Annotated in this window: 9 protein-coding genes and 1 pseudogene; 2 read left to right on the top strand and 8 right to left on the bottom strand. The window is 54.4% G+C overall.

Going from position 1 to position 16,727, the window contains the following annotated elements; all coding sequences use genetic code 11:
• Positions 1-1,240: 1,240 nt before the first annotated feature.
• Positions 1,241-1,516 (top strand): annotated as a pseudogene (locus AC5DDB_RS15805) (secretin GspD/PilQ domain-containing protein); the annotation flags it as partial.
• An 84-nt stretch (positions 1,517-1,600) separates the two neighbouring features.
• Here the strand turns inward: AC5DDB_RS15805 and AC5DDB_RS15800 are convergent.
• The 8 genes from AC5DDB_RS15800 to AC5DDB_RS15765 form a co-directional block, all read right to left on the bottom strand.
• Positions 1,601-3,121, bottom strand: coding sequence for a trypsin-like peptidase domain-containing protein (locus tag AC5DDB_RS15800; RefSeq protein WP_491740702.1), 1,521 nt, complete (start codon positions 3,119-3,121; stop codon positions 1,601-1,603).
• 224 nt (positions 3,122-3,345) lie between these two features.
• Entirely contained in the window at positions 3,346-6,258 is a 2,913-nt protein-coding gene (locus AC5DDB_RS15795; RefSeq protein ID WP_491740701.1) for a secretin N-terminal domain-containing protein, read from the bottom strand.
• 272 nt (positions 6,259-6,530) lie between these two features.
• Positions 6,531-7,031 (bottom strand): translation initiation factor IF-3, encoded by a 501-nt coding sequence (gene infC / locus AC5DDB_RS15790; RefSeq protein ID WP_491740738.1) that lies wholly within the window; start codon positions 7,029-7,031, stop codon positions 6,531-6,533.
• A gap of 272 nt (positions 7,032-7,303) precedes the next feature.
• Entirely contained in the window at positions 7,304-8,923 is a 1,620-nt protein-coding gene (gene groL, locus AC5DDB_RS15785) for a chaperonin GroEL (protein WP_491740700.1), read from the bottom strand.
• An 85-nt stretch (positions 8,924-9,008) separates the two neighbouring features.
• Positions 9,009-9,320, bottom strand: a complete 312-nt coding sequence (locus AC5DDB_RS15780) for a co-chaperone GroES (RefSeq protein WP_491740699.1) — start codon at positions 9,318-9,320, stop codon at positions 9,009-9,011.
• A 296-nt stretch (positions 9,321-9,616) separates the two neighbouring features.
• Positions 9,617-10,408 (bottom strand): hypothetical protein, encoded by a 792-nt coding sequence (locus AC5DDB_RS15775; protein ID WP_491740698.1) that lies wholly within the window; start codon positions 10,406-10,408, stop codon positions 9,617-9,619.
• 78 nt (positions 10,409-10,486) lie between these two features.
• Positions 10,487-11,908 carry a DUF1501 domain-containing protein gene (locus tag AC5DDB_RS15770; RefSeq protein WP_491740697.1) on the bottom strand — a complete coding sequence of 474 codons (1,422 nt, stop codon included), beginning with the start codon at positions 11,906-11,908 and terminating at the stop codon, positions 10,487-10,489.
• A 55-nt stretch (positions 11,909-11,963) separates the two neighbouring features.
• Positions 11,964-15,284, bottom strand: coding sequence for a PSD1 and planctomycete cytochrome C domain-containing protein (locus AC5DDB_RS15765; protein WP_491740696.1), 3,321 nt, complete (start codon positions 15,282-15,284; stop codon positions 11,964-11,966).
• A gap of 131 nt (positions 15,285-15,415) precedes the next feature.
• Between AC5DDB_RS15765 and AC5DDB_RS15760 the strand changes: the two genes are divergently transcribed.
• Positions 15,416-16,726 (top strand): Trx7/PDZ domain-containing (seleno)protein, encoded by a 1,311-nt coding sequence (locus AC5DDB_RS15760; protein ID WP_491740695.1) that lies wholly within the window; start codon positions 15,416-15,418, stop codon positions 16,724-16,726.
• Position 16,727: the final 1 nt, after the last annotated feature.

The following is a 16,727-nucleotide window of genomic DNA, read 5'->3' as shown; positions in this document are numbered from 1 at the left end:
CGAACAGTTGCGTCGTCTCCAAGACTTGCAAGTCACCGTGGAAGTTCGCTTCATCACTGTGGCTGACCGATTCGCGGAGCAAATCGGGGTCGACTTCGACTTCAACGTCCAAGACAACGTCGAAGGTGACACCGTTGGCCTACCAGCTTTCGGTACACGAGCCGGCGGCACGGGAACGAACCAAGGACAAAACCAGAACCAGAACCAACAAGGCAACGCCGGGAACAACGCAGCTGCCGGTAACTTGGCGAATACCTTGCAGGGGACACGGTTCGACACCCCAACTAACGTTGCGGTGCCTGCTCTGGATGACTGGCCGAAGAACGGAACTGTTGCCGGTATCGATGGCCAAGGCGGTTTCACGCCGGACCTCGACATCGGGTTCCAACAAGGTTCGTTCGACCTGGGTGCCCCGGACTTCGGGAACTTCAACCCGCAAGCGGGGATCGAAGTTGGTTTCGCAATCCTCACCGATATCGAAGCGTTCTTCTTCATCCGAGCTGCTCAAGTCGACGAGCGAACGAACATCATGTTCGCTCCGAAAGTCACGCTGTTCAACGGCCAATCGGCGACTGTCAGTAGCTCTGTGGACCGTCCATTCGTGACCAGCTTGATTCCGACCGTCGGGTTCTTCTCCGTCGGGTTCACACCGCAAATTACTGTGGTGCGAGAAGGAACGACCTTGCAGGTTTCGGCGGTGGTCTCGGCCGACCGACGATTCGTGCGACTGACTGTGAACCCCGTGTTCTCGAACCTGACAGACGTGTTTACCTTCTCCTTCGCCGGTGGTGCCGGTGGGGCTGCGGGCAACGGTGCTGCTAACGTCGGAACTGCCGGTGGCGGTCAATTGGGGATCGGCCAAGGTGGCGGTCAAGCTGGTGCGGCCGGTGGCTTCGGTGGCGGTGGTGTCGGCGGAGGCGGCCTTGGTGGCGGTGGTCTTGGTGGCGGCGGCTTCGGCGGCGGCGGCCAGATCGGTGGTGGTCAACTCGGGATTGGTGGGATCGGTGGTGGTCCTATGTCCGGAACTAACCTGCTGATGGGCCTGCCATCGCAACTGGGTGCCCAATTCGGTGCTGGTGGAATCGGCGGGATCGCCGGTGTCGGCGGCGGCGTGGGTGGCGGCCAAATTGGTGGTCAAGGCGGTCAAATCGGCGGTCAAGGTGGTCAAATCGGCGGCCAAGGCGGTCAAGTCGGCCAAGGTGGTAACCTCGGCCAAGGCGGCGGCGGAACCGGAACGTTGACGATTCAACAACCGGTTGTCGAAACCGTCAACGTGACCACAACCGTCAGCGTGCCCGACGGCGGTACCGTTCTCCTGGGTGGTGTCAAACGGTTGCGGGAAGGCCGTAACATGGCTGGTGTGCCGATCTTGAACAAGCTGCCCTACATTAGTCGTCTGTTCAAAAACACGGGTGTCGGTCGTGAGACCGAAAGCCTGATGATGATGGTCACTCCGCGGATCATCATCCAAGAGGAAGAGGAAGAACTGCTCCTCGGCGTACCTCAAGAGTTCTAAGCAACTCGCAATAACCACAACGGCGGCTGAGGGATTTTTCGATATCCTTCAGCCGCCGTTTTTTCGTTGATGCCTTCGCAGTTATCACAGATCAACCGTTGCCGGAGTACAGTCGGACTCTGCGGTACCAGCTTCCCAGAGGACAAGTCGTTCTTCGACATGCGCCCCGTTCACCCGCCGAACTCTTAACAACAATGACGACTCATTGTTGGTAGCGATAATCTGCTCCCAGTCGCTCAAACTGGTCACAGGTTGCCGGGCCGCTTCCACAATGACGTCGTACAGCCGGAGACTCTCAGCCAAGGGATGTGCATCGTCAATCTGCATCACGATCAATCCGCGTGCGGTCTCCCCGAAGCCGATTTGGTGACTCAACTCGGGTCCGAGTCGATACAGTCTCAGGCTTTGTGGTCGTACCTGCGGACGCGTTTGCCCAGTCTTGCGATTCGATGCGGGTTGCGTCGATCGTTGAGAAAGTTCATCCCGATCTGCTAGCAACACTTCGATAGTCTGGTTCTGCCCATTGCGAACAATCTCCATCTGCAAGCGGTGACCGATTGGTGTGAGACTGACAAGATTGATCAGGTGGTTCTCGTCTTGGACGAGCGTCCCTCCGACTTTCAAAATGACATCGTCGAACCGCAATTGAGCCTGAGATGCGGGAGTATTCGGGTAAACTTCGAGAACTCGGGCGCCTCGAATGCGACCGAGTTTCAGTCGGCGAGCGGTTGAGGAATCAAAATTGGGATCAAGTTTGACGCCCAAATATGCTCGCCGGACACGACCGTACTGCAACAGTTGATCGGTGACTTTTCGTACGAGATTGATCGGAATACTGAAACCGATTCCATCATTGCCCCCGCTGCTCGATGCGATGGCGGTATTGATCGCGATTACGTTCCCGTTCAAGTCAATCAACGGTCCGCCGCTGTTGCCTGGATTGATGGCGGCGTCGGTCTGGAGAAAATCCTGGTTCAAAACAGAACTCCCTTCCCCGAGCTTCAACGATCGACGACTCTTCGCACTGACGATTCCCAGCGTGATCGACTGACTCAAACCAAATGGGCTACCAACGGCTAAAACCATATGACCGATCTCAAGACTGTTACTGTCGCCCCACCGGGCCGCTTGAACATCGGTGGCATCGAGCAGGAGCACAGCGACATCGGTTGCTTCATCCGTCCATACACGTGTCGGACTGATGACTCTCGCATCGTGCAGATGAATCGAGATGTTCGACTGCTTTGCATCCGCGACGACATGACGGTTTGTCACGACAAATAATCCGGTGACGTTCGGGTCCGACATGATCACACCGGAACCGGTTTCTTCGACCTGCCCGCCTCGTTCACCGGATCGCACACTTTGAATGTGTACCACGCTCGGCATGACCAACTTTGCGATTTTCGCAAGACGCTGGCCACCAATGATCAACGGGTCGCTCGTGTGGGCTAGTTCTTGATACTGCCGATCAACGGGGTCGTAGCCGTGACTTTGCGCCTCCGCATGTGCCCCGAGACCGAGCCCCAGAAAACTCAGCCCTAAGCAACCAATTCCGCCGATACACACACCAACACACAGGATTGCCCATCGCCGAGATACCACTGCAGACCCTCCAACTTGCGCTTCACGAGCCCACTGTCGTGTCTTCAAACAGAAGACAATCGTGGTGGGATTGCATGAAGCATAGCCGCGCACGGAGGGAAGGACGGCGGAGTCTTCGGGACAACGGCATTTCGCTCGATCGAGTCAAGCGATTGTAACTCTTGGTGAAACTGGCGAGAAATTGTCGCGTCAGAGAAACAGATCGAGACCGGCCATCTGCTCAATCAATTGCGTCCTGCAGAACTGCGGTTTGGCTGTCGATTGTTGCCGTTCGGGTTGGCATTGCCATCCGGTTGCCCACCATCAGGTCGATCGGGACGTGCAGCTTCCGGGTCATTCTTGCGTCGGCTTTCCAACATTTTCGCGAGGTGACTGTGCAGCAGCGACGTGTCCACCGTAGGATCAAGCGGGACGACACGGACAATCGCATTCGACATCGCCGCCTGATCGAGTTGTTCCACGAGTTGCCCGATGCTATCGAGTAGACCGCCAGAGGCGGAGATCACCAGCGTGTTCGATTTTTTATCGATACCAATCGAAAGCAGCCCTTTGAATTTGATCGGCGGTTCCGGTTGCTCTTCCCCGTTCTCACCCCCGAAGATATACGTGTAACTGCGTTCGGCCGGTCGTTGCTCGCCTTTGTTTTGATTCCCACTCTGAAACGCTTGGTCGTTGGAACTGAGCAAATCGCGGTACACATCTTTGATAGCCGTCGCGACGGTCTCGGCTTCTGCGTATTTCAGATAGAAAAGTTTTGTGCGTCGCACCGAGGCCGATTCCTGCGAATCGGGTTGGTCATAAATGTCGATCAACTCTTGAATCGTCTTCAGCTGTTCCTGGTCCGCTCCCAACACCAAAATCGTATGGGAATCGGAATCCGGGATGAATTTCAACTCACGTCGCTGCGACAGCGAAGGTGGCGGTGTACTTTTCTTGCTGCTGGGATACATGCCGAAGTACGGACTGTAACTCAGTCCTGAGGACGATTCCTGCTCGACTTCGAAGAAGTCTTCCAGGTTCAACGCGACCTCGTACGCCCAAGTGTTGTGATGCTTCAAATGAAAAACGTGGTAGCTCGGACGTTCGGGCTTGAGGTCTGCGATTAAATCCTCGAGATCATCCAACGCCCCCGTGTCTTGGGAACCGATCACGAGACGTCCATCAGGAGACCGGTAAATTCGAACCGGCGTGTCATTGCTCGGCTCTTGAAAACGCTCGGGAAGGTTGCCGCGATCGAACGGCCCATCAAGTTGAGCGATGGGTTCGTGATTGCGTCGATGTTCCTGCGTCTGTGAAATCCCAATTGGTTGTGTTTGGGGTTCTGACGGTAGCGCGGTGACTGAGGGCGTGGTTGGAGCAGTGGGATTCGTCGTGGTGGGCGTCTGCTCCTTTTTCGGAGCTTCGTCGAACTGTAGCGGATTCTCTCGGACCGAAGGCCAGACGCTCTTCAATCGGCGAAACAACTCTTCGGATTCCTCGGGCGAAACGTCTAACACACGAACTGGTCGACGGTCACCGTTCTTCGATGGAATCTCCCCGAGTTTCATCAGAAGATTGCGAACTTCCTCCATCTCGACATCGTTGGCCCACAGTAGCAGTCGATTATTGCGAATGTCGGCGTCGACCCGGAACTCCCCGTCGTCCTTCTTATCCTGCTGACCAGACCCGTAGCGGGAATAACCGAAGAATCGAAATGGATTGTTCTGGTTCTCGTCTTCTTCGCCTTTGCCGCCCATCATGAACCGGATGGTGCCGGCGACATAGTCGGCTTCCAACCGTCGCAGCCGAATGACGTCAAACCGCCGGCCGGTCCCATCGAGTTTGTCAATCAAACTTCGAATGGTGACATGATCAGCGAGACTGGCGTATGCGTAGATCGAGCGGTTGTCGGTATCGATTTCTAAACGGGTTTGCGGGTCCAAGTCGCCAAGTTCGGACAACACCTTCACTAGCGGTTCGGGATCGAGTTGAGCAAGTCGATAGACCTGCATGCGATTCATATTTCGCAGCAGACTTTGTTCGCTTGCAGAAGGGACATCGAGCATGTCAATTGTTTCCGCGATGACCGCCATTTTGTCTGGTGGTGCCGAGACGATGATGGCGTTTTCGCGGGAATTGACCAATAATGAGATATCAGGCTTCTTCTGCGTTTGTGGCGGTTGACCTTGTTGTTGTCTCTGCTGCTGAGCCATCATCATCTGTTGCTGTTGTTGCGGAGTTAACGGCCCAGACGCTTTCTTCTCCTCAAGTCCGAGAAACCCCTCCAACTGCGTCTTGACGACATCGGCTCGCATGTGTTTCAACGAAAACGATCGCACTTGCCGTTGTTGCCCACGGCCTTCTTGTTCCTCTTCGAGCAATTGAGCCATCTGTCGAAGATTGACGACCGCATCGATCGCCAGAACACGATTCGTTGCAGCCAACTTGATCAGCTGCCCGTTTGGACTGAGCAGCGGTTTGAACTCCGTCACGGCAGCTTCCGCGGTCAACCACTCTAACGGAAACGTGCTTTTGACGAATTCATGCGGCAGGTGGTCTTCCAAATCGGCAACTGGAACATATGGGACCAAACTAGGGTCCAATTTTTTGAGGTTGGCTACCGAGAGAACTTCGCCTTGCTGCAAGAGCGTGAACCCACGAGCGAGCAGGTGACGATTAATCAGATCACGGGCCTCGGCGACCGTGTATTCGCGTCGCGTTCGTAGATTCAAGTGATCGCCGGGGAGTTCCTGCCAATCGAGACTCAAATTCGAAATCCGAGCAACCCACAACAAGACCGACCGCCAGGGTTGCCCCTGAAAGTTAAACGAAACCATGCCATCTTTATTCGGCTGAACGTCTAACTCCTTCGGGTCGGCAGACGGTGCGGGAACTTCGTCGCGTCGGATAATTTTCGGATTGGCATCCTCGGGTTTCGTCTCGCCCTGGGCCTTTTCATCGGTCTTCGGCGGCGTTTCTTGCCCCCCGCTTGGCATCGGCTTTGCCATTGGTTGCGATGGAGCTTCCGCCGACTTTGTTACGACGACACCGTCTGGGGATACAGTCAGTCGTTGTCCCTGCGCAAAAAGCGGATCGCACCCGAAACGCACCACTAAGTAGAAACACAATCCAGCGCGAATGGTTCGAGCGAACACCATTTACCCCGCATGCTGCTAAGATCAAAGATCGAGAACTCTTGAGAGAACAACCGTTTAGCCGGTCTCTTTGTCATTAGACCGTCAATCAAACCGGATTTGTTCCCATAATCTCTCTCCCGTCGAGAAATTTCGAAAAACGGTTCAAATTGGCCGGCTTGAACTGTTCGACTATATCTAGGACGCGTTCGATCGCTAACCACGCAAAAAAAGCCCCACAAGTCACCCTGTGGAGCCTTTTTCATTGATGTGCAGCGTATTCTCAGATCGGAGAATTAGCGGGGAGCGAGGACGGCACTCATCATGCGTCCTTCCATGCCCGGGGGTTTCTCGACACTAGCGATGTCCTCGAGCGTATTAATGATCTCGTCGAGCATTTCCCGCCCTAAGTCTCGGTGGGCGTTCTCACGTCCGCGGAACAACACGTTGATTTTCACTTTATCGTGTTTTTCCAGGAACTTTCTCGCTCGGTTCACTTTCACTTCGAGATCGTGATCGCCAATTTTCGGCCGCAACCGGATCTGTTTGAGTTGCGTGCGGTGTGTCTTTGTGTTTGCTTTCTTCTTTTTCTCGTACTGAACTTTGCCGTAATCCATGATTCGGCAAACAGGAGGTCTGGCGTTCGACCCCACTTCCACGAGATCCAGCCCAACTTCACGGGCCATTGTCAATGCGTCCTTGGTCGCCATCTCGCCGAGCATGTTTCCGTCTTGATCAACGACTCGGACAGGAGTCAAACGGATTTGCTCGTTCACACGCTGCTGTTGTTGCGGAATTGTTGGTCTCCTTAAAAGTAGATGTTGATGTTTGGACGGGATCGGTTGAGAAATACAACCCTGTCCAAGTGAAGATTGGTGCCTGTGAGTCGGTAATACCCACTGCAAGATACCGTATATTATTGCAAAATCACGAGGAATGTTCAGACGAATCGTCAGCATTCCGTAAAAATTTCAAGAAATTTCACTTTTTTCTTTGTCATTGACGAAAAACGAACCGGCATCGAGGTGACACCGGTTCGTAGTTTCAGTTACTGATCTCGTCGAATGACTTAGTAGAGGTCGCTATCGTCTTCAGCTCCGCCCTTGTCGTCTTTGGCTTTCTCAGCGATCAGTGCATCGCTGGTGAGCAACAGGGTGGAAACGCTGGCTGCGTTTTGCAATGCGGTGCGGGTGACTTTCGCAGGATCGATGACGCCGGCTTTCACCATGTCTTCGAATTTGTCATCAGCAGCATTGTAGCCGAAGTTTGCGTTTTCGTCGTTCTCGAGCACCTTCTCACAAATCACGCTGCCGTCTTTGCCGGCGTTGTTGCTGATTTGGGTGATCGGAGCACGGCAGGCACGAACAATGATGTCGTAGCCGGTTTTTGCATCGTGGGAAAGACCACGGGGCTTCACGCTCGATGATGCTCGCAGCAAGGCCACGCCACCACCGGGCAGAATGCCTTCTTCGACAGCGGCACGGGTCGCGTGCAGGGCGTCTTCAACGCGAGCCTTCTTCTCTTTCATTTCGCTTTCGGTGGCGGCTCCGACGTTGACTTGAGCCACACCACCCGAGAGTTTCGCGATTCGCTCTTCGAGCTTTTCACGATCGTAGTCGCTGGTGGAGTTCTCCAATTCCCGACGAATTTGAGTGATCCGAGCCCGGATGTCGTCGGTTTCGCCTGAACCTTCGATGATCGTCGTATTGTCTTTGTCGACAACGACTTTCTTCGCTCGACCAAGTTCCGCGAGTTCGAGGTTTTCGAGTTTGATGCCCAGGTCTTCGAAGACGGCAGTTCCACCGACCATGATGGCGATGTCTTGCAGCATCGCTTTACGACGATCACCGTAACCTGGAGCTTTGACAGCGGCGATTTTGAAGGTGCCGCGAAGTTTGTTGATAACGAGCGTTGCGAGGGCTTCGCCTTCAACATCTTCAGCGATGATCAACAACGGACGACCGGCTTGCACGACCTTTTCAAGGACGGGCACCAAGTCTTTGATGTTGCTGATTTTTTTCTCGTGAACGAGAACGAAACAGTCCTCGAGTTCACAGGTCATCGACTGGGAATCGGTCACGAAGTAAGGTGACAGGTAGCCGCGATCGAACTGCATACCTTCTTTTTGTTCGACGTCGGTCTCTAGGCCTTTGCCTTCTTCGACGGTGATCACGCCGTCTTTGCCGACTTGCTCCATTGCGTCGGCGAGTTTCTTGCCGATTTCCGTGTCGCCGTTAGCGGCCACGGTTCCGACTTGAGCGATCGACTTCTTGTCACGGCACTCAATAGCCATGCTCTGAAGTTTCGCGGTGATGTCGGCGACGGCTTGGTCCATGCCGCGTTTCATTTCGATCGGGCTCACGCCCGCAACGACGGCTTTCAAGCCTTCGTTGTAGATGGCTTCGGCCATGATTGTCGCGGTTGTGGTGCCGTCGCCAGCAACGTCGCTGGTTTTGCTGGCCACTTCGCGGACCATCCGAGCGCCCATGTCTTCGAACTTATCGCTGAGTTCGATTTCGCGAGCGACGGTCACGCCGTCTTTCGTGACGGTCGGGCTGCCGAAGCTTTTTTCGATGATCACGTTGCGTCCACGAGGACCAAGCGTCACGCGAACCGCTTTCGCCAACTTGCTGATCCCGCGACGCATCGATTCTTGCGCCTCTTGATCAAATGCAATCATTTTTGCCATTGTTCGTAGTCCATTTCCGTTATGTGTTGTCAGAAGATGCAAACAGTGTCAGTGAAAGTCCGAGGGGATTTGAACCGGCCACTACTTACAAGGTGCACAAGATGTCGCCTTCGCGAAGCAGCAGCAGCGTTTCATCGCCAACTTCAATTTCTTCGCCTGCATACGAGCTGAAGATGACTTTGTCGCCTTCCTTGACGGTCAAGGCGACTTTTGTGCCATCGCCTTTCGTGTAGCCTTCCCCAACCGCGACGACTTCACCGCGTTGCGGTTTATCCTTCGCAGATTCTGGCAGCACAATTCCGCCTGCAGTTGTATCTTCCGCTGCAGCCCGTTTGACGACAACCCGCTCCCCAAGCGGCACCAGTTTGATTTTTGTCGCGGATGACGCCTTGGCCATCGACACCTCTCCTTTTCTTGTCGTTCTCTAAGCTACGATATCGTGACAGTGGCGGCACTCACGCTACAACGCCACCCGGCCCCCGACACAGCGAACAGCGTGCCCAAACCAGACCAATGACACAAGATGTTGTGTGTCAAAGAGTTACAATCATCAGTCGCCGTGACTGTTGCTGACAGCGTGTCGGTTACGCTGATATGTGACGAATTCGTCCTGTCAATTTGGCAGGTGACGTGAGCGATGTGAGACTACAACTCAGCACGCAGTCGAACGACAGATCATCCCAAAGGGGGGCGTCATTCCCTCACTAGTGGAGCGTCCGAACCTAGAATGGCATTCTCGCGTGACCAGCGAATCTTTTCGTCAAACCCCGACTCGGCTGTATCCTCGAATGGCGTTCCAAGTTCCGCGCTCGGATTGATGACCGCAAGCAATGGATCTTGCTGTAGTTCCATCGGAAAGATTTTGAGGAGTAAATCGCTGTGGTCTTCCACTAGTTGCAGGTTCTCCAAGGGCACCAGACTCAACTTTTCAGCCCGATCCATCCGAGTCAACCATTTGGCCTGCTGCAAAACGAAGAATTGCTGCTCCTCGGAATACGCCGCAAACGAGGTTTGATCCTTTTGCAACGACCGCAAAACTGTGCGGCCTTTCCGTAAGAGTTCGTCGAAGTCTGGTGGTTCGGCAATGGCCGTGCGACTGATCGCGACCCCGATCGTTAGATACAGTCCCACGAATTGCTCTCGCGTCATCCGTTCTTTTCGCAGGAGTTCATCAAGTCGTCGGTTGTTCCCCAGCGATTCCGCGACTTTTTCCACATCGTTCCGTCGGCGGATCGTATCTAAGTCTTCGGCGACGAGTTCCTTCACGGAGAGCGTTCGTTCCGGAGGCCAGGCAGAGGGCGGCGTAAAGATGGGCGGAAGTTTGGGAAGGCGTTCTTCCGGGAGTTGTCGAGCAATTCGCAGGATCGACTTCAACTCTTCGGCCGAGACTGGCTCGTCGATACGTTTGACTTCGGTGTAATCCAGTGATTCCTCACTGCAACCACACACGAATAGAAGCCAAATAAGAGAAATTCGAAGCGTCATGCCAATGACATCGGCAAACGTCGGAGAATTCCGAACAACTCATCCGATTTTACCGATTCTGCACGTCCCGGATCGGATTTACGCGATCAAGTCGTGTAGCACATGACCATGAACGTCGGTCAAACGCATATCGCGTGAACTAAATCGAAAGGTGGTTTTGGTATGTTCTAAGCCGAGCAGATGCAACATCGTGGCGTGCAAATCATGGATTTCAATGCGGTTTTCGATCACCTTGTAACCGAACTCGTCAGACTGCCCGTAGCTGATACCAGGACGAACGCCACCGCCAGCCATCCAAAGCGTGAACGCCGAGGGATTGTGGTCACGCCCGTTACTCCCCTGAGCGAATGGTGTTCGACCGAATTCTCCTGACCAAATCACTAGAGTGGATTCCAGCAATCCACGAGCATCGAGGTCGTTCAGCAAGGCGGCGATGGGTTGGTCCACGGTTTCTGCGTTTTTGGTGTGGCCATCGAGCAGGTTATTGTGTTGATCCCAGCGATCGCCGTTGCCACCAGGACAGGTCAATTCGATAAAACGCACCCCGCGCTCGACTAACCGCCGAGCGAGCAAACACTGCCGGGCGAACGTTTGCGTCTGAGTCTTGGGGGCCTCGAAGCCGTAATCTTGTAGGGTTTGCTTGGTTTCACCGGAGAGGTCAGTTAGTTCCGGGACAGCCGCCTGCATTCGATACGCGGTTTCGTAATTCGCGATCGCCGATTCCAATTCACTGGTCCGGCCGATTTCCCGCACGCTGGATTCATCGAGCGAACGAAGCAAATTCAACTTATTGCGTTGCTGAATGTCGGTTTTCTCACGACGACTGATGTTGGGGATTGGCGATGAACCTGAGTTGAACACCGATCCCTGATACGCCGCCGGTAGAAATCCGTTGCCGAAGTTGTCCAGGCCGCCGGGCGGAATGAGTCCCCCATTGAGGACAACAAAGCCCGGGAGATTCTGGTTTTCGCTCCCCAGGGCATACCCAACCCACGCCCCCATGCTCGGTCGACCTTGGAGTCCACTACCAGTGTGGAGGAAGTAATTCGCAAAGGTGTGTTCGGGGAAATTCGACACCATGCTTTTGACAACGCATAACTTGTCGACATGTTTGGCGACGTGCGGGAACAAATCGCTGACCCAAGTCCCACTTTCGCCGTATTGTCGAAACTTCCACGGCGACTGCAGGATCTTGCCAATGTTGTCAAACTGCGTGGGTTGCAGTTTCCCAATGGCTTGCCGGGGGTCTTGACCGTTGTATTTCGCCAGCGCCGGTTTGTAATCGAACGTGTCGACCTGGCTCGGCCCGCCGTCCATGTACAAATAAATGACGCTCTTCGCTTTCGGGGTGAAATGCGGTTCCTTGGGCGCCAGTGGCGAAACCGGTTGGAAACGCGAGTCGGCTTGGGCATCGTCGGCCAATAGACCGGCGAGTGCGACCGTGCCGAAGCCATTCGCGCAGCGTGAGAGCATCTCACGACGTGAAAACGGCTGCGACATGAAATTTCGACAATGCATGGCGAGTGTTCCAATTCGATGCGGCGGAGCCACGCGATTAGTGAATGTAGACAAAACGCTTCATGTTCAGCAGCACATGGCAAAGGTCTGTCCAAACTTGCAACTTGTCGGCGTCCGGGTCGTGGGTTTTCGCCTGGACTTCCAAGAATTGCGAGATGTTCGCCAGATCGGTGGGTGTTGCCTCTCGAGAAAATGCTTCCTGGAAGGCCGCTTGAATGCGTTCTTCCCTTGTCGAGTTCTCGTTGAGCAATCGTTTCGCCCAATGACGCGACTGTTCGATCACAAATTCGTCGTTCATCAGCATCAGTGCTTGAGCCGGCACGTTCGAGACCGTGCGGTGCCCCATAGTGCTAAATGGTGACGGAAAATCATAAGTCGTGAGCATCGGCGTCAGAAAGTTTCGTCGCACTTCCAGATATATACTGCGACGATTGTGACCGTTGACCGGACCGCTTTTTCCCGGTCGACCACGTCCTTGCATGAATGGTGTGAGATGCACCGGCACACTCGGGCCAAACTGCTTAGAATCAAGCTGTCCGGAGACGGTGAGAATCGCATCCCGAATCGACTCGGCCGGCAATCGCCGAATGTTCTGCCGCGATAACCATCGGTTGTCCGGATCGACTGCATCCGCACCCGACTGCGGGTGACTTGCCTGTCGATACGTGGCGGACAGCACGATTTTTCGAATGGTATGTTTGATCGACGAACCGTTTTCACGAAAGTCATTCGCGAGCCAATCGAGTAACTCCGGATGCGACGGTGGTTGGCCCATCACACCGAAGTCGTCTACAGTCGCTACGATCCCACGACCGAACAGATGATGCCACAACCGATTGACGAGCACTCGTGCGGGGAAGGGGTTCGACTCGTCCAGCAAACGTCTCATCAACGTGAGCCGTCCACTTCCATCAGGGCCACGAAACGTATGTCCTTGCACTGCATTTTGATCCTCACCGGCGATTGCGATCAAGAATCGACGAGGGACGACGTCGCCCAGGTTCGTGTGGCTGCCTCGGATGAAAACGTGTTCGTCTTCCGCGGTGCCATCGGCGGCAGCGAGGACTAAATCGGGAGCGGGTAGCGCAGATTCAAGTTTTCGCCGGTTCTCCCAAAACGGTTTCAGCGGCAGCGGCGAGTCATTCAAAATCCCGGCTTCGATCATTTCGTTGATGGTTTGCACAATGACGTGATCACTAGGTTGCGGTGTGCTTCGCCAGTTATTGACACCTTTTGCCCATTTCTCTGCGAGTTCTTCGGCCATCTTGGTTGGTCCCAAGTGGTAGCTGGCACCGCCAAAATGTGAGTTGTAGTTCTCCAACATGCCGTCGTTCGAAAGCCAGACCTGACTTCCCGCACTGAATTCTCCATCACCGTCATCGAGAATTTCCAGATAGGCTTTGTGTCCACGATAGGCGCTGCTGTTTAGCGTGATCCACTGCCACTTGCCCTTAGTGTCGATGTTGCTAACGCGTGTGCCACCGAATAGCAGGCTGCTGAACGGCTCCATTTGGTAGCCATCAATGATCAGCCGCACGGTCACTCGACGACCGTTCAATCGAACCTGGACTTTGTCGTGCGTCAGCTCAAACGTGTGTGTGCGAAGTTGCTTTCGAAGCCGGTTGCTCAACGATCCGCTGTGGTACACGTAAGGCTCGACAAACCGGAGCCGATCTCCTGACAAGTCCCAAAAGGCAGTCTGCCGACTCAGCCAGCCATTGGGTAAAAACCAATATGCCGAAGCCAGGTCCGTATCCGCTCTTGTCGGTCTTCGACCGGTTATTTCGATGGAGTTCCGTTTCCACCTTTCGGCGTGCTGTTTGAATTGTTCATCGTTGCTACGGACGATATTGGCCAATGCCGAGAACGGGTGCGCGATGTCCTTTGCAAGTTCCGGGTTCAAAAACCGGAGCCATGCTTTGAGTGTTTCCGCAGGAACGTTGGCATCATCCGCCGCTGTTGTGATCGCAGCGTCGGCGGGCATTTCACCGGATTTGTCATCGCTCTGTTTCCAGGCGTCACGGGCTGCGGTGAGATAACGAGCGACTTCGTCGGGTTTGTTGATACCGCCTAACCACTGATCGTTCTCGGTCAACCACTTCTCGCCGGCAGTCGCCAACTGCTTGAGTTTTTCAACGACGTTTGCGGTTTGGCCGTGATGATCTAACGCGGCGTCCGCTTTGCGAGTTCCCTGGAGAAAACCGGCGAGGGCGTAGTAATCGGTGGTGGGGATCGGGTCAAACTTGTGATCGTGACAGCGGGCACACGCGACGGTCAAACCGAGGAACGTCTTCGAGAACACGTCGATTTGATTTTCCACCCGCAGCGTTTCATCCCCGCGTACATCGGTCGGCGCGTGCGTTGCTTCGTGTAGAAACCAAAAGCCGGTGCCAATCACGGATTCGTTGAACTTCTCGGTCGGATGCAGACGCGGCTTGGCTAACAAATCGCCTGCGATATGCTCACGAACAAACTGATCGTAAGGCACATCTGCGTTGAACGCCCGAATGAGATAGTCCCGATACTTCCAGGCGTTGTGAATCGGGTAATCGAACTCGTGGCCGTGTGTCTCGGCGTACCGCACAAGGTCCATCCAATGCCGTGCCCACTTCTCGCCAAAGTGCGGAGAAGCCAACAATTCGTCGACCAAGTTTTCATAAGAGTTGGACGACTCGTCATCGAGAAACTCTTGCAACTGCCTGGGCGTCGGTGGCAACCCGATCAAATCAAAATACAATCGCCGAGCCAGCGTTCGGCGGTCGGCCATTCGCGACGGATTGAGTTTACGGTTCGCAAGTTTCTGCAGCACGAAGTGATCGATCTCGTTCTGCGGCCAACCGGCTGGCAAATTGTGTTGTGTGATCTCGGGGACGACGGGCTTCTGAATCGGTTGCCAGGCCCAGTGAGCGGCTTTGCGAGCTTTCCAATCAAATTTTTCCACCTGTTTCGTCGCGGTTGGGGCAGGTTCATCCGGCCAGGGAGCGCCAAGTTTCACCCACTTCGCAAGAGCCTCAATTTCCGACGCCTTCAACTTCCCACGCGGCGGCATCTCGAACGATTCATATCGGATAGCCTGAATCAGTTGGCTTTCATCAGGTTGACCGAGTTCGATCGACGGACCGGAGTCGCCGCCCGTCAATGCCCCATCGCGACTATCGAGGTACAAACCACCTTCGAGACGTTTTGCACGATGGCTATGACATTCGTAACAGTGCTCGGCCAATAACGGACGGATTTGCTTTTCGAAGAATGCCAAATGCTGCGACGAAAACTCGGCCGAGAACACAACGTCCGAACACAACCAACCGGGCCAGTAGAGGGAGATTGCGATCAGTGTGCCCAGTGAACTACGCATCATGCGGAGACCTTTCGATCGCGAACTGATTGAATTCTGAATCGGAAATCTGCAATGTATAACATTGAATGACAGGGGAAAAGCCCTCGGTTGGGCTTCCGATGCCTGTAAACACTCATACAAGGTTGACGCTCATGCAACGCTTGCTACTCACCTTTGCTCTTTTGGCAGCACTTTCCAGTGCGGATTGGTTACTGGCGGCCGATAATCCTGCCCGCCTCAAAGATGCGATTCAAGACACCCATGCCGACGGTGAAGACTGGTGGGTTTACAACGATCTCGAGACAGCCCGTGAAATCGCGCGACGAGAGAACAAGCCGCTGTTCGTCACATTTCGCTGCGTGCCCTGTAAAGACTGCAAAGCATTCGATGCAGAAGTGGCCGCTGGCAATGAACAAGTCGAAGAACTGGCACGGAAAGAGTTCATCCCCGTGCGACAGGTCGAAATGAAAGGCGTTGATCTTTCGCAGTTTCAGTTCGATTACGATTTGAACTGGGCGGCCATGTTCATCAATGCGGATGGCACGGTTTACGCTCGCTATGGAACGCAGAGTGCCGCCGGTGCGGATGCGTACAACTCACTTGCGGGACTGAAGACCACCATGCGACGGGTGCTGGAATTGCACAAGAACTACCCGGCGAACCGCGACGAACTTGCGGGCAAACTCGGTGAGAAAAAGCCGTACAAAACCGCCTTGCAAATGCCCGGTTTGCCGCGGAAAGATCGGTATCGTGGCGAGACCGCTCGCAACAATTGCATCCATTGCCACAACATCCACGACGCCGAACATTTCCACGCCATTTCCACCGGCAACTATTCGCACGAAATGTTGTGGCGGTGGCCTTTGCCGGATCAAGCGGGAATCGTTATCGATCCGAAAGACGGTCGCAAAATTGCCAAAGTACGCCCCGATTCTCCCGCTGCTGATGCTGGATTGAAAGCCGGTTCCAGCATCACGCACATGGACGGTCAAGCAATCACCTCGATCGCCGATATGCAATGGGTTCTACACAACAAACCGAATAAAGACGTCGAGGTGACGATTCAAACGGACAACGGTCGTCAACATACTGTTGCGCTCGAAGCCGGATGGAAAAAGAACGACATTTCCTGGCGTGGTTCGTTGTATTCGCTGCCACCCCGACTCAATGTTTGGCTACCTGAAGTCACCGAAGGCAAGAAACGCCAACTCAAGTTGCCCGAAGATTCCAAACCGTTGGAAGCCCGTTGGATCAATCGCGGTGAGAGTGGTGGTAAGAAAGCGTTTGACGCCGGCTTGCGAGTTGGCGACGTCATTACCGAGATCGACGGTGAGCCGAACAAACTTTCCACGCTAGAGTTTCAAGTGTGGCTGAAACTCAACCGGAAACCCGGGGACGTCCTGCCTGTTACCGTTCTCCGGAATGGCAAGAAGCAGGACCTCAGAATCCCGTTAGTCGAGTAGT

The organism is Thalassoroseus sp., from assembly GCF_984380535.1.
The sequence above is the reverse complement of the archived record's forward strand: the minus strand, read 5'-3'. Positions and strand labels throughout refer to the sequence as shown.

Coding starts and splice junctions, on each gene's coding strand:
- AC5DDB_RS15795 (WP_491740701.1), bottom strand. CDS start 6,258: ATGGTGTTCGCTCGAACCATTCGCGCTGGATTGTGTTTCTACTTAGTG.
- groL (WP_491740700.1), bottom strand. CDS start 8,923: ATGGCAAAAATGATTGCATTTGATCAAGAGGCGCAAGAATCGATGCGT.
- AC5DDB_RS15780 (WP_491740699.1), bottom strand. CDS start 9,320: ATGGCCAAGGCGTCATCCGCGACAAAAATCAAACTGGTGCCGCTTGGG.
- AC5DDB_RS15775 (WP_491740698.1), bottom strand. CDS start 10,408: ATGACGCTTCGAATTTCTCTTATTTGGCTTCTATTCGTGTGTGGTTGC.
- AC5DDB_RS15770 (WP_491740697.1), bottom strand. CDS start 11,908: ATGTCGCAGCCGTTTTCACGTCGTGAGATGCTCTCACGCTGCGCGAAT.
- AC5DDB_RS15765 (WP_491740696.1), bottom strand. CDS start 15,284: ATGATGCGTAGTTCACTGGGCACACTGATCGCAATCTCCCTCTACTGG.
- AC5DDB_RS15760 (WP_491740695.1), top strand. CDS start 15,416: ATGCAACGCTTGCTACTCACCTTTGCTCTTTTGGCAGCACTTTCCAGT.